This window comes from Pseudocitrobacter corydidari (assembly GCF_021172065.1).
Taxonomy (GTDB): Bacteria; Pseudomonadota; Gammaproteobacteria; order Enterobacterales; family Enterobacteriaceae; genus Pseudocitrobacter; species Pseudocitrobacter corydidari.
Window position 1 is genome coordinate 4,833,159 of the sequence record NZ_CP087880.1, and the last position, 15,477, is coordinate 4,848,635.

Consider the following 15,477-nt stretch of genomic DNA (forward strand, 5'->3'; position numbering starts at 1 on the left):
TGGCGCTTAACGCCACCCGTTAAAATTACATTCCCGACGGTGTGATGTTTTTCGGATACTTCACGGTATAAGAGAACGGCAAACTGGTACTCTCTTTCCCCGCCAGATGCAGTTTCCAGCTCAGCTCACCGGTTTTGGCGTTGTACTGCGCCTGACCATACTGCACTTTTTCCACCGTAATATCGCTGTTGGCGCTGACCGGGATTTGATCGAGAAGGGTTAAATCCACGGCTTCGGCATAGCTGTTTTTCACGTTCAGGGAATAGCTGAAGTTGCGTATCGCATCGTCGTTAAAGATAGAGACCGCATTCTCTTTCTTCTGCACCGTTTTGCGCTGGATAATCAGCTTCGGATCACGATTAAGCTGAATGTTCAGTGATTTACCATCTTCCGGCGGCTGTAAATAACCGACTCCGGTACGGTTGTTGCCAAAGAAAATCTGGCTTTCGCCGGGGATCAGGTTCAGATCTTCCCACGCGTTAATCTGCACCTGCAAATAGGCGTCATTGCTGATTTTCGGAATCGCAAAGAAGCGATAGTTGCCGGAGACGGACTCTTCTTTAATCACCACCGTACGCGCGTTGTTATCGCTGTCTATTTGCCAGGGAAGGGTGAGTGCATAACGGACGTTTAATGCGGTGAAGTTTTCTGCGGGCCGTGGGGTTGGCGCTTTTTCCGGGGCAGCATAACGACGACCGGCTTCTGCTGCTTTTTTATCAGCGGCGGCTTTTGCCGCCACTGCCGCTTTCTCGGCGGCATAAGTGTCCTTACGAGCCGTCGCTTCCTCTCGTGCCTGGAAGGCCGCATCAAGTGAGCCGCTGCCGGAGCCGTAGGCATAACCCTGGATTACATTGCTTTCATCGCGTACATCCACATACTGCGTCTCCATGCGCGGCAACGTCAGATGCGTATTCGGCTCGCTGGTGGAGAGCACCAGCTTAACGTTCTTCCACGCCAGCCCCGTATACTGGCGAATACTGGCCTTATAGACCAGCCGCAGCGGTTGATTAATGGCGCTGGCGTGAATATCGTAGAGCGGCGTCCATGAGGCGGCTCGGGTCATATAACGCACCACTGCTCGGGAACTGACGGCTTTGGGTGTATACACTCTGGCGATAATCACTTGCGGCTCGTTTTGTCCGTTTAACTCGCTCAGCAAATCGTGTTGTTCCAGCTTATCGATATCTCGCTGTTTATCGCTGATTTTCTGCGTCAATTGACCGGCGGCTATCAGCAGTTCACCGTTCTTTTCTTTGACCATTTGCAGATATTTGGCCACCTCCGCCGCGCTCTTGGTGGTTAACGAACGGTTAGCCTCCAGCACCTTAATTTGTGCGTTGATATTGTTTTTCTCGGCGGTCAGTTTCTCTTTTTCTTGTCTGGCAGCGTTAAGCCGCTGCTGGATGTCGGACAGGTCCGCGCCGGATTGTGTTTCCTGCAGCGCGACGCGCGAGGAAAGTACGGTGACGCCGTTATCCATGGCAATGGCGATGCTGTCAGGAAGCACGGAATCTGCAACCTGCGTAAAGGTAATTTCGCTCTCTCCGGCAGGGAGATTGAGCGCCTCTTCACTTTGCAGACTCGCACCGCGCAGATAAACGGTGACCTCTTTAAGCGAGAGCGGCTGCGTAAGCTGTGCAGACCAGGCCGATGAAACAGACACGCCTGCCAGAAACAGGGCAAGGGGAAGCGGTTTTAAAATAAACATGGTTGTCCTTAACGAAGAAAAACGCCCGCGTGGCGTTGGCGTAAGTCTATTGCGCGTCGTTAAGAAAAACGTGACTAAAACGTGTGAATGAATTCTGAAAAAGGGGAAAACGAGAGGCCTGACGCAAAACGTCAGGCCGGGGAATTACGGTGCCGGATAGGTATAAACCTGATGCACCGCTTCAATCTCTGCCAGCACCTCTTCGCTTAGCTCAAGGTGATAGCTCTCGACGTTGGTTTTCAGCTGTTCAAGCGTGGTGGCGCCCAGCAGCGTACTGGCGACAAACGGCTGACGACGCACAAAAGCCAGCGCCATCTGCGCCGGGTCGAGCCCGTGGCGTTTGGCGATATCGACATAAGCCGCCACCGCTTTCTGCGCCTGCTCACCGCTGTAGCGGGTGAAGCGGCTGAACAGCGTATTGCGCGCCCCAGCGGGTTTTGCGCCGTTAAGATATTTGCCGGTTAATGTGCCAAAGGCCAGGCAGGAGTAGGCCAGCAGTTCAACGCCTTCAAACTGACTCACTTCGGCCAGACCCACTTCATAGCTGCGGTTGAGCAGGCTGTACGGATTCTGGATGGTGACGATGCGCGGCAGATCGTGTTTATCCGCCAGATGCAGATAGCGCATTACACCAAAGGCCGTTTCGTTCGAGACGCCAATATAGCGAATTTTTCCGGCGCGCTGGAATTCGCTCAGCGCTTCCAGTGTATCCAGCAACGAAATCACCGGTGCGGAATCGGCCCAGGTGTAGCCCAGTTTGCCAAAGCAGTTGGTTGGGCGCTGCGGCCAGTGTACCTGGTATAAATCGAGATAATCCGTTTGCAGGCGGGTCAGGCTATCATGCAGGGCTTCGCGAATGTTTTTGCGATCCAGCGCCTGGTTTGGGCGGATGCCGCTGTCGTTATTGCGCGAGGGGCCGCTGACTTTTGAGGCCAGGATGATTTTTTCACGGTTGCCGCGTTTGGCAATCCAGTTACCGACGTAGGTCTCGGTCAAACCCTGTGTCTCCGGGCGAGGAGGCACCGGATACATTTCGGCGACGTCAATCAAGTTGATACCCTGACTGACGGCGTAATCGAGCTGTGCGTGGGCGTCGGCTTCACTATTTTGTTCACCAAACGTCATAGTGCCCAGCCCAAGAGTACTTATCTCAAGTGAGCTGTGGGGAATACGGTGGTAGTGCATAGCCAGCTTCCTTTTTCTTAACAACGTCAGGAATGTCCCGACAAAGGAATATAAAAATGGCAGAGGGAGAGAGAAAGTGGAAGCAAAAGATCAAAAAAGGCCAGCAGGCGGCTGACCTCATTTTCTTAACGTTTAATGATTTGCGAAACGTCGTCGCGATTAATCTGCATTCTGTTGCCCTGCTGATCTTCGTAGCTAATCAGCCCGGTGTCGTCATCGACTTCCGGTTTTCCATCCGTCAGGATCATCCTGCCATCCTTGGTTGCCATCACGTAATCACTGCTACAACCTGATACAGCAAAAGCCAAACCCACTGCGGAAATCAACACTGCCCATTTTTTCATCCTTAATCCCCTTTTATGGCCGCACGTTTATCATTGTAGTAATAACTCAATATTTTGAGAGGATAAAGCAGTAAAGTCTTAAAAAAATAAGACTCAGCCCTCAAAAGAGGGCTGAAGAGGGGGATTAGAGCGGATTCTTTTTATTGCGGATGAGGTTAAGGCTTTCGACACCGATAGAGAAGAACATCGCGAAGTAGATGTAGCCTTTCGGTACGTGAATGTCGAAACTTTCCAGAATCAGGGTGAAGCCCACCAGAATCAGGAACGACAGCGCCAGCATTTTGACCGACGGATGGCGATCGACAAACTCGCCAATCGGGCGGGCCGCAAACATCATCACACCGACTGCAATGACCACGGCGGCCATCATAATAAACAGGTGATCGGACAGACCTACCGCCGTAATCACCGAGTCGAGGCTGAAAATAATATCCAGCAGCATAATCTGCACGATGGCACCCATGAACGAGTGGACGTTGGTTTTCAGCCCCTCTTCATCGCCTTCGATCGACTCGTGGATCTCTTTGCTGGCTTTCCAGATGAGGAATAGCCCACCGACCAGCAAGATGAGATCGCGTAGCGAGATTTCCTGTCCCAGCACTGAGAACAGTGGGTTCGTCAGCTTAACCACCCAGGCAATGGATGCCAGCAGCCCCAGACGCATAATCATCGCCCCCAGTAACCCTAAGCGACGGGCGTGGGCACGTTGTGCGGTGGGAAGTTTCGCGACAACCAAAGAGAGGAAGATAATGTTGTCGATCCCAAGGACGATCTCCAGAAGCGTCAGGGTTCCAAGCGCCAGCCAGGCGTTGGGATCGGTTATCCATGCAAATAACATCTATAAAGTCCTGCCAAAAACGAAAGCGTCAATTATAAGCGTGTCACACGGCGGGGTAAAAAGATTAATACGTTTGTAGCATGAAGTGACGGGCCAGCAGGGCGGAGGTGAAGTTTTTCTTCAGATAAAAGCCGCGCGGCAGCGTCAGAATCGGTTCGCCATGCGCGCCAATGGCTTCCGTCAGCGCTTTACTGTTGGCGGCTTTAGGGCGCAGTTGCAGCACTTCGCCGTGGCGGGCGGTGATTTTCTCGACCTGACCCAGCACGATGAGGTCCATCAGTTCCTCCCAGTCCATCTGCAACTGCCTCTCTTCTTCGGCGCTCGGCGTCCACAGCAGCGGCGAACCCACACGGCGTTCAGCCAGCGGAATTGAACGCTCGCCTTCAACCGGGACCCACAAAACGCATTTCAGTTTATGACGTATGTGGCTGTTCTCCCAGGTCACCCCGGTGTTACCGGTGAGCGGTGCAACGCAGACAAACGTGGTTTCCAGCGGGCGGCCCAGACTATCAATGGGAATCGTTTTAAGTTCGACGCCCAGGGCGGCGAAATCTTGCTCGGGTTTACTGCCCGCGCTGGCCCCCAGCCATAGCTCAAGAAGAATGCCAATCCAGCCTTTATCGCGTTTCAAATCTTTCGGAATGGGTAGCCCGGCCATCGCCGCCAGTTCCCCCAATGAATACCCGGCAAGACGTTGCGCTTGTGTTAACAACTCAGCCTGAGTTTGTGGGGAAGTGGTCAATGGAATCAGGGCAGACATAAGGTTTAACCTTTTGGTCAAAAAATGAACGAGAGTTTTGCACACTGTGGATAGAGTTTAACTTTTTCTGAGTAAATATACCAATCGCATGATTAATATGGCTTTTTTTTGAGTTTTTGCTCATGAAAAAGTTGTAGAAAAAAGGTTTTCCAATTCTGGTCACTGGCAATGAACAGGATCTTACACCATGTTATCCACAGAAAAGTGGGATAACTGGGGAAAAGCCCCACTACTGTTTCGATTTACAGCCTTGACGTGCGACGAAAATCGAATTTTCGCACAAAAGATGCCTAAGATGTTGGCACAATCTGTGGATAAAACCAACGTTGCTCGATCTTTCATCAATCAAAGGATCGGTGATGTGATGATCATCACGTTATGCTGTAATAACTGACAAAAGGTCATAATAACTTTATGAAAAATAGCGTTTTCCTGAGATGCTCTCATCCCTGTTGATTAGGACTACTCCGGGTTTTCCCTGGTTAATTCCATACTTCTTCACAACTCTATCCACAGAAAAAGTGAATAAAATCGCCTTTGTGCTCGCGCCTCTGTTTATAACTCGGCTCATTACTGTGAGTTATTCAAATGTTATTCGTTGTGAGCGGGGTAATAGAGTGGTTTACCGTTTCCGGGGAGTATGAAACAATCATTCACATTGAAGCTTATTTTGAGGTAGTCCGGTGATTGATGACGATGGCTACCGCCCAAATGTTGGTATTGTAATTTGCAACCGTCAGGGCCAGGTCATGTGGGCTCGGCGCTATGGTCAGCACTCCTGGCAATTCCCGCAGGGCGGGATAAATCCGGGAGAAACCGCAGAGCAGGCGATGTATCGGGAACTGTTTGAAGAAGTAGGATTAAGCCGCAAGGATGTGCGGATCCTCGCTTCAACCCGAAACTGGTTGCGTTACAAGTTGCCGAAACGTTTGGTGCGTTGGGACACAAAGCCGGTTTGTATCGGCCAGAAGCAGAAGTGGTTTCTCTTGCAGTTGATTGGCAATGACGCAGATATCAATATGCAAACCAGCAGCACGCCGGAGTTCGATGGCTGGCGCTGGGTGAGTTACTGGTATCCGGTGCGTCAGGTCGTCTCGTTTAAGCGTGATGTATACCGCCGGGTGATGAAAGAGTTCGCCAGTGTTGTGATGGCGCTTGCGGAAAGCAACTCCAGGCCGCAAAGCGCGCCAGCTTATCGACGTAAAAGAGGTTAAGCCACGCACATTATGCTCACTCGCTTACGCGAAATAGTCGAGAAGGTTGCCAGTGCGCCGCGTTTGAACGAGGCGCTGGATATCCTGGTTACGGATATCTGCCTGGCGATGGAAACCGAGGTGTGCTCGGTTTACCTGGCCGACCACGACCGACGCAGCTATTACCTGATGGCGACGCGCGGCTTAAAAAAACCGCGCGGTCGTACGGTCACGCTCGCCTTCGATGAAGGCATCGTCGGCCTGGTGGGCCGACTGGCCGAACCTATCAACCTGGCCGACGCGCAAAAACACCCCAGTTTTAAATATATTCCTTCCGTAAAAGAAGAGCGTTTCCGCGCCTTCCTTGGCGTGCCGATTATTCAGCGGAGACAGCTGCTTGGCGTGCTGGTGGTTCAGCAGCGCGAGCTGCGTCAGTACGATGAAAGCGAAGAGTCTTTCCTGGTCACCCTCGCGACGCAAATGGCGGCGATACTTTCCCAATCGCAGCTGACTGCGCTGTTTGGTCAGTATCGCCAGACGCGCATTCGCGCGCTTCCGGCGTCGTCCGGGGTGGCGATTGCCGAAGGCTGGATGGATGCCACGCTGCCATTAATGGAGCAGGTATACGAAGCCTCGACGCTCGACACCGCGCAAGAGCGCGAACGCCTGACCGGCGCGCTGGAAGAAGCGGCCAATGAGTTCCGCCGCTACAGCAAGCGTTATGCCGCCGGAGCGCAGAAAGAAACGGCGGCGATTTTCGACCTTTACTCGCACCTGCTTTCCGATGCCAGCCTGCGTCGGGCGCTGTTTGCCGAAGTGGATAAAGGCTCGGTTGCTGAGTGGGCGGTCAAAAAAGTTATTGAGAAGTTTGCCGAACAGTTTGCAGCGCTGAGTGACGGCTATCTGAAAGAGCGTGCGGGCGACCTGCGCACGCTGGGCCAGCGTCTGCTGTTCCATCTCGACGATACCATTCAGGGGGCAAATGCCTGGCCGGAACGTTTCGTGCTGGTGGCGGATGAACTCTCGGCTACCACGCTTGCGGAAGTACCGCAGGACAGACTGGTAGGCGTGGTGGTTCGCGACGGCGCGGCAAACTCGCATGCGGCGATCATGGTGCGTGCACTCGGCATTCCCACCGTCATGGGCGCGGATATCCAGCCATCGGTGCTGCATGGTCGCAACCTGGTGGTGGATGGCTATCGCGGTGAATTGCTGGTTGACCCTGAACCGATCCTGATTCAGGAATATCAACGCCTTATCAGCGAAGAGCATGAGCTCAGCCGCATCGCCGAAGATGATGTGGAACGCCCGGCGCAGCTTAAAAGCGGCGAACGGGTAAAAGTTATGCTCAACGCGGGCCTTAGCCCGGAGCATGAAGAGAAGCAGGGGCGGCGCATTGACGGCATTGGCCTCTATCGCACCGAAATCCCGTTTATGCTGCAAAGCGGCTTCCCGTCGGAAGAAGAGCAGGTTGCGCAGTATCAGGGCATGTTGCAGATGTTCAACGACAAACCGGTGACCTTGCGTACGCTTGATGTCGGTGCGGATAAACAACTGCCCTACATGCCCATCAGCGAAGAAAACCCGTGCCTGGGCTGGCGTGGGATCCGCATTACGCTCGATCAGCCGGAGATCTTCCTGATCCAGGTGCGCGCCATGCTGCGTGCCAACGCCGCGACCGGTAACCTTAGTATTTTGCTGCCCATGGTCACCAGCCTTGAAGAGGTTGATGAAGCGCGTCGTCTGATTGATCGCGCCGGACGTGAAGTGGAAGAGATGATCGGCTACGCGATCCCGAAACCGCGTATCGGCATCATGCTTGAAGTGCCGTCGATGGTCTTTATGCTGCCGCATCTGGCTAATCGCATCGACTTTATCTCCGTCGGCACTAACGATCTTACCCAGTACATTCTGGCGGTGGATCGTAACAATACGCGGGTGGCGAACATCTACGATAGTCTGCATCCGGCCATGCTGCGCGTGCTGTCGATGGTAGTGCAGGAAGCGGAGCGCTACGATATCGATCTTCGCCTGTGTGGTGAAATGGCGGGCGACCCGATGTGCGTGACGATACTGGTTGGGCTCGGTTTCCGGCATTTATCGATGAATGGCCGCTCAGTGGCACGTGTGAAGTATTTGCTTCGAAACGTTGAACTTGAAGAGGCTCAAACGCTGGCCCAGCGTAGCCTGGAAGCGCAGCTCACCACTGAAGTACGCCATCAGGTGGCGGCGTTTATGGAGCGACGCGGGCTGGGTGGGTTGATTCGCGGGGGGCGGTAAATCGGGTGATTGGGCACGTTGATGCCCTCTCCCTATACACATCTTTTACATCTTCCCCGCATCCTCTCCTGCGAGCCTTGTGCTATCATTCTGCCCTTTGGCGCGTCCGTTTCACGTAGGCGCACATCTATACCGCTGACCACTTTCGGCGGAATAACAAGAACTTGTGGTGACAGATGAATAGTGGGTATCTGCGTTTCCCGGAATTTGACCCGGTAATTTTTTCCATTGGACCGGTTTCGCTGCACTGGTACGGCGTGATGTATCTGGTCGGCTTCGTCTTCGCGATGTGGCTGGCGGGCCGTCGGGCGAATCGCCCTGGCAGTGGTTGGACGAAAAATGAAGTTGAAAATCTGCTGTATGCGGGCTTCCTCGGGGTATTCCTCGGTGGGCGTATCGGCTACGTATTGTTCTATAACTTCGACCTGTTCCTGAATGACCCGCTCTATCTGTTCCGCGTCTGGGATGGTGGCATGTCCTTCCACGGCGGGCTGATTGGCGTGATTATCGTGATGATCGTCTTCGCGAAACGCACCAAACGCACTTTCTTCCAGGTCTCTGACTTTATTGCTCCGCTGATCCCATTTGGTTTGGGCGCCGGGCGCCTGGGCAACTTTATCAACGGCGAACTGTGGGGCCGCGTCGACCCAGGCTTCAAGTACACCATGCTGTTCCCAAACTCGCGCGCAGAAGACCTGGCGCTGCTGCCATCGCACCCTGAATGGCAATCGCTGTTTGATACTTACGGCTCGCTGCCGCGCCATATGTCTCAGCTGTATGAAATGGCGCTGGAAGGCGTGGTGCTGTTCCTGATCCTCAACTGGTTTATCCGCAAACCGCGCCCGGCGGGTTCGGTCTCCGGCCTGTTCCTGATAGGCTATGGCCTGTTCCGTATCATTGTTGAATTCTTCCGCCAGCCGGATCAGCAATTCACCGGCGCGTGGGTTCAGTACATCAGCATGGGGCAGATCCTTTCCATTCCGATGGTGCTTGCGGGTATCATTATGATGGTTTGGGCATTCCGCCGTCCGCAGCAACACGTCTCCTGAGGAATCATGAAACAGTATCTTGAATTGATGCAGAAGGTGCTTGATGAAGGCACCCAGAAAAATGACCGTACCGGCACGGGCACGACCTCCATTTTTGGCCACCAGATGCGCTTTAACTTGCAGGATGGCTTCCCGCTGGTGACGACAAAACGTTGTCATTTACGCTCCATCATCCACGAACTGTTGTGGTTCCTGCAGGGCGACACCAACGTGGCGTATCTGCGTGAAAATAACGTCACTATCTGGGACGAGTGGGCTGATGAAAACGGCGATTTAGGCCCGGTTTACGGTAAACAGTGGCGCGCCTGGCCTACGCCGGATGGCCGCCATATCGACCAGATCACCACGGTAATGAATCAGCTGAAAAACGACCCAGATTCCCGCCGCATTATTGTGTCGGCGTGGAACGTGGGCGAGCTGGATAAAATGGCGCTGGCCCCATGCCATGCGTTCTTCCAGTTCTATGTTGCCGATGGCAAGCTCTCCTGCCAGCTCTATCAACGTTCCTGCGATGTGTTCCTCGGTCTGCCGTTTAACATCGCCAGCTATGCGCTGCTGGTGCATATGATGGCGCAGCAGTGCGACCTGGAAGTGGGCGATTTTGTCTGGACGGGCGGCGATACGCACCTGTACAGCAACCATATGGAGCAGACTGCACTTCAGCTAACTCGCGAACCGCGCGCCCTACCGAAACTGATTATTAAGCGTAAGCCGGAATCTATCTTTGATTACCGTTTCGAAGATTTCGAGATTGAAGGCTACGACCCGCATCCGGGTATTAAAGCGCCCGTTGCGATTTAATCGCATCGTATGAAAAACCGGCACCTTCTGCGTGCCGGTTTTTTTATGTCTGGAATTCGCCTTCCCATTTTTTTGCAAGCCGCTGCAACCGCGTAAATTCACTGGAAAGCGCCTCGTAGAAATGCAATCTGCCTCTCGCAACGTATCTTCGGTTTTCCGATACTCCCCGCCATGAACAAACAAACGGGTTACACCCTGATTGAAACATTGGTTGCGGTCTCGCTGGTTATCATCCTTAGCGCGGGCGGGCTATATGGCTGGCAAAGCTGGCAGCAGCAACAGCGGCTCTGGCAAACCGCGACGCAGCTGCGTGATTACCTGCTTTTTTTGCGTAATGACGCTAACTGGCATAACCGTGACCGAATGATTAAAGCCCATTACGTTGATGCGCGATGGTGTCTGGTGGCGGATGACACCGTGACGGAAGGTTGTCCACTGGCTAATCCGCTGGTTTTTCTGCCGCCGTGGGCCGAGGTGCAACTGGCGGGCATCACACCTTCTCTGGGGTTTTTCGGGTTACGTAACACCGCGTGGGCCGGGAGTATTTCAGTTCAAAGCACTGCCGGACACTGGGAAGTGATTCTCTCAAGCTTTGGACGAATACGGTTGTGTGAACGTGAAGGAGGCAACGAGTGCCAGTGATCATGCGCGGTTTTTCGCTGCCGGAAGTGCTGATTTCAATGGCTATCAGCAGCGTATTGCTGCTGGGGGCGTCGCGTTTTCTTCCCGCGTTACAGCGTGGCATTTTACAACAGACCCGTCAGCAGGCGCTGGAAGATGAGGTCTGGCAGCGGCTGTATACGGTGGCGAAGCATCTGCAACGCGCCGGCTACTGCAACGGTGAATGTCAGGGCGAGCCGCTGGAACTTGCGCAGCAGGGGCGGTGCGTCATTATTCGCTGGGATGCTAACAGCGACGGCATCTGGCAGGTATCGCCGATGACCGATGCCGACAGTATTGGCTTTCGCCTGCAGAAGGGCGTGCTGGAAACCTTACGCGGCGCGTCGAGCTGCGAGGGAAAAGGGTGGGATAAAATGATCGACCCGGCGACGGTGACCATCACGCAGTTTCAGGTTACGCGGCAAAACAGCGCCGGGTTTCCACCGGAGTTAACGGTCGCGCTAAGTGCATCCTCTATCAATGGTGCGGGTAACGTCAATGCGCTGTATAGCGTGACGGGGTACAACCTGTGAATCGCGAGCGGGGGGCATCGTCACTGGCGCTCGTTCTGTTACTGCTGGTGTTAGGCAGTTTGATGTTACAGGGGCTTAACCAGGCTCAGCGTCGGCAAGTGGCAATGGTCAATGATGAAACGCTGGCGCTGCGCGATACGGCGCGGGCGCACTCCGCACTTCAGTGGGGGAAAATTTTATCGTGGCAGATAGCGATGAGTGTCCAGTGCCGGGCAAACAGCGACGGGGCTCGCGTGTGTCTGCGACAGCTTAACGGTGACGCCATACTGCTGATGGCGGAGAGTAACGGCATTCAGCTTTGGCAATCCGGCACAAGGCAGGGTAACGGTATTGTGTTTTCGCCTCACGGCTGGAGCGATTTTTGCCCCTTACAGGAGAAAACGTTATGCCAGATGCCTTAGCCAAAACGCGCGGCTTTAGCCTGCCGGAAGTGCTACTGGCGATGCTGCTGATGGTCAGCGTTGTTACGGCGTTGGGTGGATATTATCGTAGCCTGGCGTTGAGCAACCATCAGCTTAATCAGTATCGCCAGCTATGGCGCTATGCATGGTTGCAAACGCAGCGGCAGGCTCATCCCGTGCCGGAAGGCTGGAGCAGCCAGCGCGTGCAGACAACAAGCCAACGTTGTGTCAGCATCAATGTTACTATTACTACCCCGCTGGGTAAGCAAGGTCATATGACGCGGCTGCATTGCCCCGTCAATCTGTAGTCAGGAGCGAATATGTTACGGGTCTACCACTCCAATCGTCTGGATGTGCTGGAAGCATTAATGGAGTTCATTGTTGAGCAACAGCGGCTCGATGACCCATTCGAGTCTGAAATGGTGCTGGTGCAAAGCACCGGGATGGCACAATGGCTACAGATGACCCTGTCGCAACGCTTTGGCATTGCGGCGAATATCGACTTTCCGCTTCCCGCCAGCTTTATCTGGGATATGTTCACCCGCGTGCTGCCGGATATTCCCGGCGAAAGCGCCTTCAACAAGCAGAGCATGAGCTGGAAGCTGATGACCCTGCTGCCGCAAATGCTGGAGGACGACGCTTTTACCCCGCTGCGCCACTATCTGCACGACGATGCCGACAAGCGCAAACTGTTCCAGCTTGCCTCACGGGTGGCGGATCTCTACGACCAGTATCTGGTGTATCGTCCACAGTGGCTAACCGACTGGGAAAACGACAAGCTGGTGGATGGCCTCGGTGAGGCGCAGCTCTGGCAGGCACCCCTGTGGAAAGCGCTGGTGGCGCACACCGAAGCGCTCGGTCAGCCGCTCTGGCACCGTGCCAATTTGTATCAGCGTTTTATCAATATCCTTGAACAAAGCGAGACGTGCCCGGAAGGCCTGCCATCGCGCGTGTTTATCTGCGGTATTTCGGCGCTGCCGCCGGTTTATCTCCACGCCTTACAGGCGCTGGGCAAGCATATTGATATCTACGTGCTGTTCACTAACCCTTGCCGTTACTACTGGGGCGATATTCAGGACCCGGCGTTTCTGGCGCGTTTGCAGGCGCGCCAGCGTCGCCACTTCCGTGAAGAACGCGAGTTGCCGCTGTTTCGCGACGCCGACGCCGCGCCGGGTTTGTTTAACGACGACGGCGAGCAGAATGTCACCAACCCGATGCTGGCCTCCTGGGGCAAGCTGGGGCGCGATTATATTTACCTGCTTGCTGGTCTGGAGCATTATCAGGAGCTGGAAGCGTTTGTTGATATTGACCCGGATAACCTGCTGCACAACCTGCAACATGACGTTCTCGAATTAAAGAATTCCGCCATTGCCGGGCGCACGGCGCAAGAGTTTGCCCACAGCGGCGGCAAACGCGTATTGAAGCCTGACGATCGCAGCCTGACGGTTCACGTCTGCCACAGCCCGCAGCGCGAAGTGGAAATATTGCACGATCGCCTGCTGGCGATGCTGGAAGCAGACCCGACGCTGACGCCGCGCGATATCATTGTGATGGTCGCTGACATCGACAGCTACAGCCCGTTTATTCAGGCGGTGTTTGGCAGCGCCACCGGCGAGCGCTATCTGCCGTATGCCATTTCCGACCGTCGCGCCCGTCAGGCGCATCCGGCGATGCAGGCGTTTATCACGCTGCTCTCGCTGCCCGACAGCCGCTTTGTCAGCGAAGACGTGCTGGCGCTGCTGGACGTACCCGTGCTGGCCGCTCGTTTCAACATTGATGAAGAGGGGCTGCGCTACCTGCGCCAGTGGGTGAATGAGTCCGGTATTCGCTGGGGGCTTGATGACGATAACGTCCGCGAACTCGATCTTCCTGCCACCGGGCAACATACCTGGCGCTTTGGCCTGACGCGTATGCTGCTTGGCTACGCGATGGAAAGCCAGCAGGGCGAGTGGCAATCGGTCTTACCTTATGATGAGTCCAGCGGTCTGATTGCCGAACTGGTGGGGCACCTGGCATCGTTATTAATGCAGCTTAACCACTGGCGGCAGGGCTTATCGCAGGATCGCCCGCTGGAAGAGTGGCTGCCGGTGTGTCGCGATATGCTCAACGACTTCTTCCTGCCGGATCAAGATACGGAAGCCGCACTGGCGCTGATTGAACAGCAGTGGCAGGCGATTATTGCGCAGGGAACGCAGTCTCAATACGAGGGCATGGTCCCGCTTTCACTGCTGCGCGACGAGCTGGCTTCCCGGCTCGATCAGGAGCGCATCAGCCAGCGCTTCCTGGCGGGGCCGGTGAACATCTGTACCCTGATGCCGATGCGTTCCATTCCGTTCAAAGTGGTGTGCCTGCTGGGCATGAACGATGGTGTGTATCCGCGCGCGCTACCGCCGCTGGGCTTCGATTTGATGAGCCAGAAACCGGTGCGCGGCGACCGCAGCCGTCGCGATGACGACCGCTATCTGTTCCTCGAAGCGCTGATGTCCGCCGGGCAGACGCTCTATATCAGCTACATTGGCCGTTCCATTCAGGACAACAGCGAACGTTACCCGTCGGTGCTGGTGCAGGAACTGCTGGATTACATCGGGCAAAGCCATTGCCTGGAAGGTGATGAAGCGCTGAACTGCGACGAGAGCGATAAGCGCGTGAAAGCGCATATCATGCACCAGCATACGCGCATGCCGTTTGATGCCGAGAACTTCACAGCCAATGAGCGGCAAAGCTACGCCCGCGAATGGCTCGCGGCGGCCAGCCAGCAAGGCGAGGCGCATTCGCCGTTTATTCAGCCCCTCGCGCCGCTCGATATCACGCATCTACCGCTGGAGCAGCTTCAGCGCTTCTGGCAGCACCCGGTGCGCGCCTTCTTCCAGATGCGCTTACAGGTAAATTTCCGTTCCGAAGAGAGTGAAATCCCGGATACCGAACCGTTTACCCTGGAAGGGCTGACCCGCTATCAGCTCAATCAACAGCTACTGAATACGCTGATTGAAGAGCAGGACGCCGGGCAGATGTATCGCCGCTATCGGGCGGCGGGCACGCTGCCTTACGGGCCATACGGAGAAATTGCCTGGGAAGTGCAGCGTCAGGAAATGGAGGCGCTGGCCACGCGCGTTATCGAGCTGCGCGAGCCTGCGCAAAGCATGGAGATCGACCTTGAGTGTGCTGGCGTTAACATCACCGGCTGGCTGGCGCAAGTGCAGTCGAACGGATTGTTGCGCTGGCGCCCATCTTTGCTCAGCGTTTCACAGGGAATGCAACTTTGGCTGGAACACCTTGTCTATTGTGCCAGTGGCGGATGCGGCGAGAGCCGTCTGCTGCTGCGCAAAGAGGGGGAGTGGCGCTTCCCTCCGCTGTCGGCTACGGAAGCGAGCGGCTATCTTGCCGAGCTGGTTGAAGGTTACCGACTCGGCATGACGCAGCCGCTACTGTTCCTGCCTGAAAGCGGTGGTGCCTGGCTGAAAGCCTGCTTCGACGCCGAAAGCAACACGCTCCTGATGGACGACGAAACGCAGCAAAAAGCGCGAAGCAAGTTCCTTCAGGCGTATGAAGGGAATATGGTAGTCAGTGGCGAAGGCAGTGACTTATGGTATCAACGTCTGTGGCGCACGCTCGAAAATGAGCAATATGAAGCCATTATCGAACAGACGCAGCGCTACCTGTTGCCGGTTTTCCGTTATCACCAGTCATAATGGCAGTATAAAAATTGCGCAATTAAAACCCTTCGT

Annotated in this window: 15 protein-coding genes; 9 read left to right on the plus strand and 6 right to left on the minus strand. The window is 54.9% G+C overall.

What is annotated here, in order from left to right:
• Nucleotides 1-25: 25 nt before the first annotated feature.
• The 6 genes from G163CM_RS22595 to G163CM_RS23505 all read right to left on the minus strand — a co-directional run bounded on the left by G163CM_RS22595 (nucleotide 26) and on the right by G163CM_RS23505 (nucleotide 5,065).
• On the minus strand, nucleotides 26-1,708 hold the full coding sequence (locus G163CM_RS22595; RefSeq protein ID WP_231826356.1) for a DUF4139 domain-containing protein: 1,683 nt from the start codon (nucleotides 1,706-1,708) through the stop codon (nucleotides 26-28).
• A gap of 144 nt (nucleotides 1,709-1,852) precedes the next feature.
• Nucleotides 1,853-2,893: an NADP(H)-dependent aldo-keto reductase gene (locus G163CM_RS22600; protein ID WP_015963193.1), complete on the minus strand. Its 1,041-nt coding sequence runs from the start codon at nucleotides 2,891-2,893 to the stop codon at nucleotides 1,853-1,855.
• 125 nt (nucleotides 2,894-3,018) lie between these two features.
• The gene (locus tag G163CM_RS22605) at nucleotides 3,019-3,237 is read right to left on the minus strand and encodes a YgdI/YgdR family lipoprotein (RefSeq protein ID WP_015963194.1); all 219 of its coding nucleotides are present in this window, start codon (nucleotides 3,235-3,237) and stop codon (nucleotides 3,019-3,021) included.
• 124 nt (nucleotides 3,238-3,361) lie between these two features.
• A complete protein-coding gene (locus tag G163CM_RS22610) occupies nucleotides 3,362-4,075 on the minus strand; it encodes a TerC family protein (RefSeq protein WP_108475951.1) in 714 nt (237 codons plus the stop codon).
• Nucleotides 4,076-4,139: 64 nt separating this feature from the next.
• Nucleotides 4,140-4,835 (minus strand): DNA mismatch repair endonuclease MutH, encoded by a 696-nt coding sequence (mutH, locus tag G163CM_RS22615; protein WP_231826357.1) that lies wholly within the window; start codon nucleotides 4,833-4,835, stop codon nucleotides 4,140-4,142.
• A 92-nt stretch (nucleotides 4,836-4,927) separates the two neighbouring features.
• Nucleotides 4,928-5,065 carry a hypothetical protein gene (locus G163CM_RS23505; RefSeq protein WP_338050257.1) on the minus strand — a complete coding sequence of 46 codons (138 nt, stop codon included), beginning with the start codon at nucleotides 5,063-5,065 and terminating at the stop codon, nucleotides 4,928-4,930.
• Between the two features lie 453 nt (nucleotides 5,066-5,518).
• On the opposite strand from G163CM_RS23505, the gene rppH reads away from it, so the two are divergent.
• The 9 genes from rppH to recC all read left to right on the plus strand — a co-directional run bounded on the left by rppH (nucleotide 5,519) and on the right by recC (nucleotide 15,441).
• Nucleotides 5,519-6,049, plus strand: coding sequence for an RNA pyrophosphohydrolase (gene rppH, locus G163CM_RS22620; protein WP_015963199.1), 531 nt, complete (start codon nucleotides 5,519-5,521; stop codon nucleotides 6,047-6,049).
• A gap of 12 nt (nucleotides 6,050-6,061) precedes the next feature.
• Nucleotides 6,062-8,308, plus strand: coding sequence for a phosphoenolpyruvate--protein phosphotransferase (gene ptsP / locus G163CM_RS22625; RefSeq protein WP_231826358.1), 2,247 nt, complete (start codon nucleotides 6,062-6,064; stop codon nucleotides 8,306-8,308).
• 176 nt (nucleotides 8,309-8,484) lie between these two features.
• On the plus strand, nucleotides 8,485-9,357 hold the full coding sequence (lgt, locus tag G163CM_RS22630; protein ID WP_015963202.1) for a prolipoprotein diacylglyceryl transferase: 873 nt from the start codon (nucleotides 8,485-8,487) through the stop codon (nucleotides 9,355-9,357).
• A gap of 6 nt (nucleotides 9,358-9,363) precedes the next feature.
• Complete coding sequence (gene thyA / locus G163CM_RS22635; RefSeq protein WP_015963203.1) at nucleotides 9,364-10,158, plus strand: thymidylate synthase; 795 nt, start codon at nucleotides 9,364-9,366, stop codon at nucleotides 10,156-10,158.
• A 171-nt stretch (nucleotides 10,159-10,329) separates the two neighbouring features.
• On the plus strand, nucleotides 10,330-10,800 hold the full coding sequence (locus G163CM_RS22640) for a prepilin peptidase-dependent protein (RefSeq protein WP_231826359.1): 471 nt from the start codon (nucleotides 10,330-10,332) through the stop codon (nucleotides 10,798-10,800).
• Entirely contained in the window at nucleotides 10,791-11,351 is a 561-nt protein-coding gene (locus G163CM_RS22645) for a prepilin peptidase-dependent protein (RefSeq protein WP_231826360.1), read from the plus strand. Before G163CM_RS22640 ends, G163CM_RS22645 begins: the two co-directional genes overlap by 10 nt.
• Entirely contained in the window at nucleotides 11,348-11,752 is a 405-nt protein-coding gene (locus G163CM_RS22650; protein ID WP_231826361.1) for a DUF2509 family protein, read from the plus strand. Before G163CM_RS22645 ends, G163CM_RS22650 begins: the two co-directional genes overlap by 4 nt.
• Nucleotides 11,737-12,060, plus strand: a complete 324-nt coding sequence (locus G163CM_RS22655; protein WP_231826362.1) for a prepilin-type N-terminal cleavage/methylation domain-containing protein — start codon at nucleotides 11,737-11,739, stop codon at nucleotides 12,058-12,060. The genes G163CM_RS22650 and G163CM_RS22655 overlap by 16 nt, the downstream gene beginning before the upstream one ends.
• Before the next feature lie 12 nt (nucleotides 12,061-12,072).
• On the plus strand, nucleotides 12,073-15,441 hold the full coding sequence (gene recC, locus G163CM_RS22660) for an exodeoxyribonuclease V subunit gamma (RefSeq protein WP_231826363.1): 3,369 nt from the start codon (nucleotides 12,073-12,075) through the stop codon (nucleotides 15,439-15,441).
• Nucleotides 15,442-15,477: the final 36 nt, after the last annotated feature.

Excerpts from the sequence above, each read along its gene's own strand:
- G163CM_RS22595 (WP_231826356.1), bottom strand. The coding sequence starts at position 1,708 with ATGTTTATTTTAAAACCGCTTCCCCTTGCCCTGTTTCTGGCAGGCGTG.
- G163CM_RS22600 (WP_015963193.1), bottom strand. The coding sequence starts at position 2,893 with ATGCACTACCACCGTATTCCCCACAGCTCACTTGAGATAAGTACTCTT.
- G163CM_RS22605 (WP_015963194.1), bottom strand. The coding sequence starts at position 3,237 with ATGAAAAAATGGGCAGTGTTGATTTCCGCAGTGGGTTTGGCTTTTGCT.
- G163CM_RS22610 (WP_108475951.1), bottom strand. The coding sequence starts at position 4,075 with ATGTTATTTGCATGGATAACCGATCCCAACGCCTGGCTGGCGCTTGGA.
- mutH (WP_231826357.1), bottom strand. The coding sequence starts at position 4,835 with ATGTCTGCCCTGATTCCATTGACCACTTCCCCACAAACTCAGGCTGAG.
- ptsP (WP_231826358.1), top strand. The coding sequence starts at position 6,062 with ATGCTCACTCGCTTACGCGAAATAGTCGAGAAGGTTGCCAGTGCGCCG.
- lgt (WP_015963202.1), top strand. The coding sequence starts at position 8,485 with ATGAATAGTGGGTATCTGCGTTTCCCGGAATTTGACCCGGTAATTTTT.
- thyA (WP_015963203.1), top strand. The coding sequence starts at position 9,364 with ATGAAACAGTATCTTGAATTGATGCAGAAGGTGCTTGATGAAGGCACC.
- G163CM_RS22640 (WP_231826359.1), top strand. The coding sequence starts at position 10,330 with ATGAACAAACAAACGGGTTACACCCTGATTGAAACATTGGTTGCGGTC.
- G163CM_RS22655 (WP_231826362.1), top strand. The coding sequence starts at position 11,737 with ATGCCAGATGCCTTAGCCAAAACGCGCGGCTTTAGCCTGCCGGAAGTG.
- recC (WP_231826363.1), top strand. The coding sequence starts at position 12,073 with ATGTTACGGGTCTACCACTCCAATCGTCTGGATGTGCTGGAAGCATTA.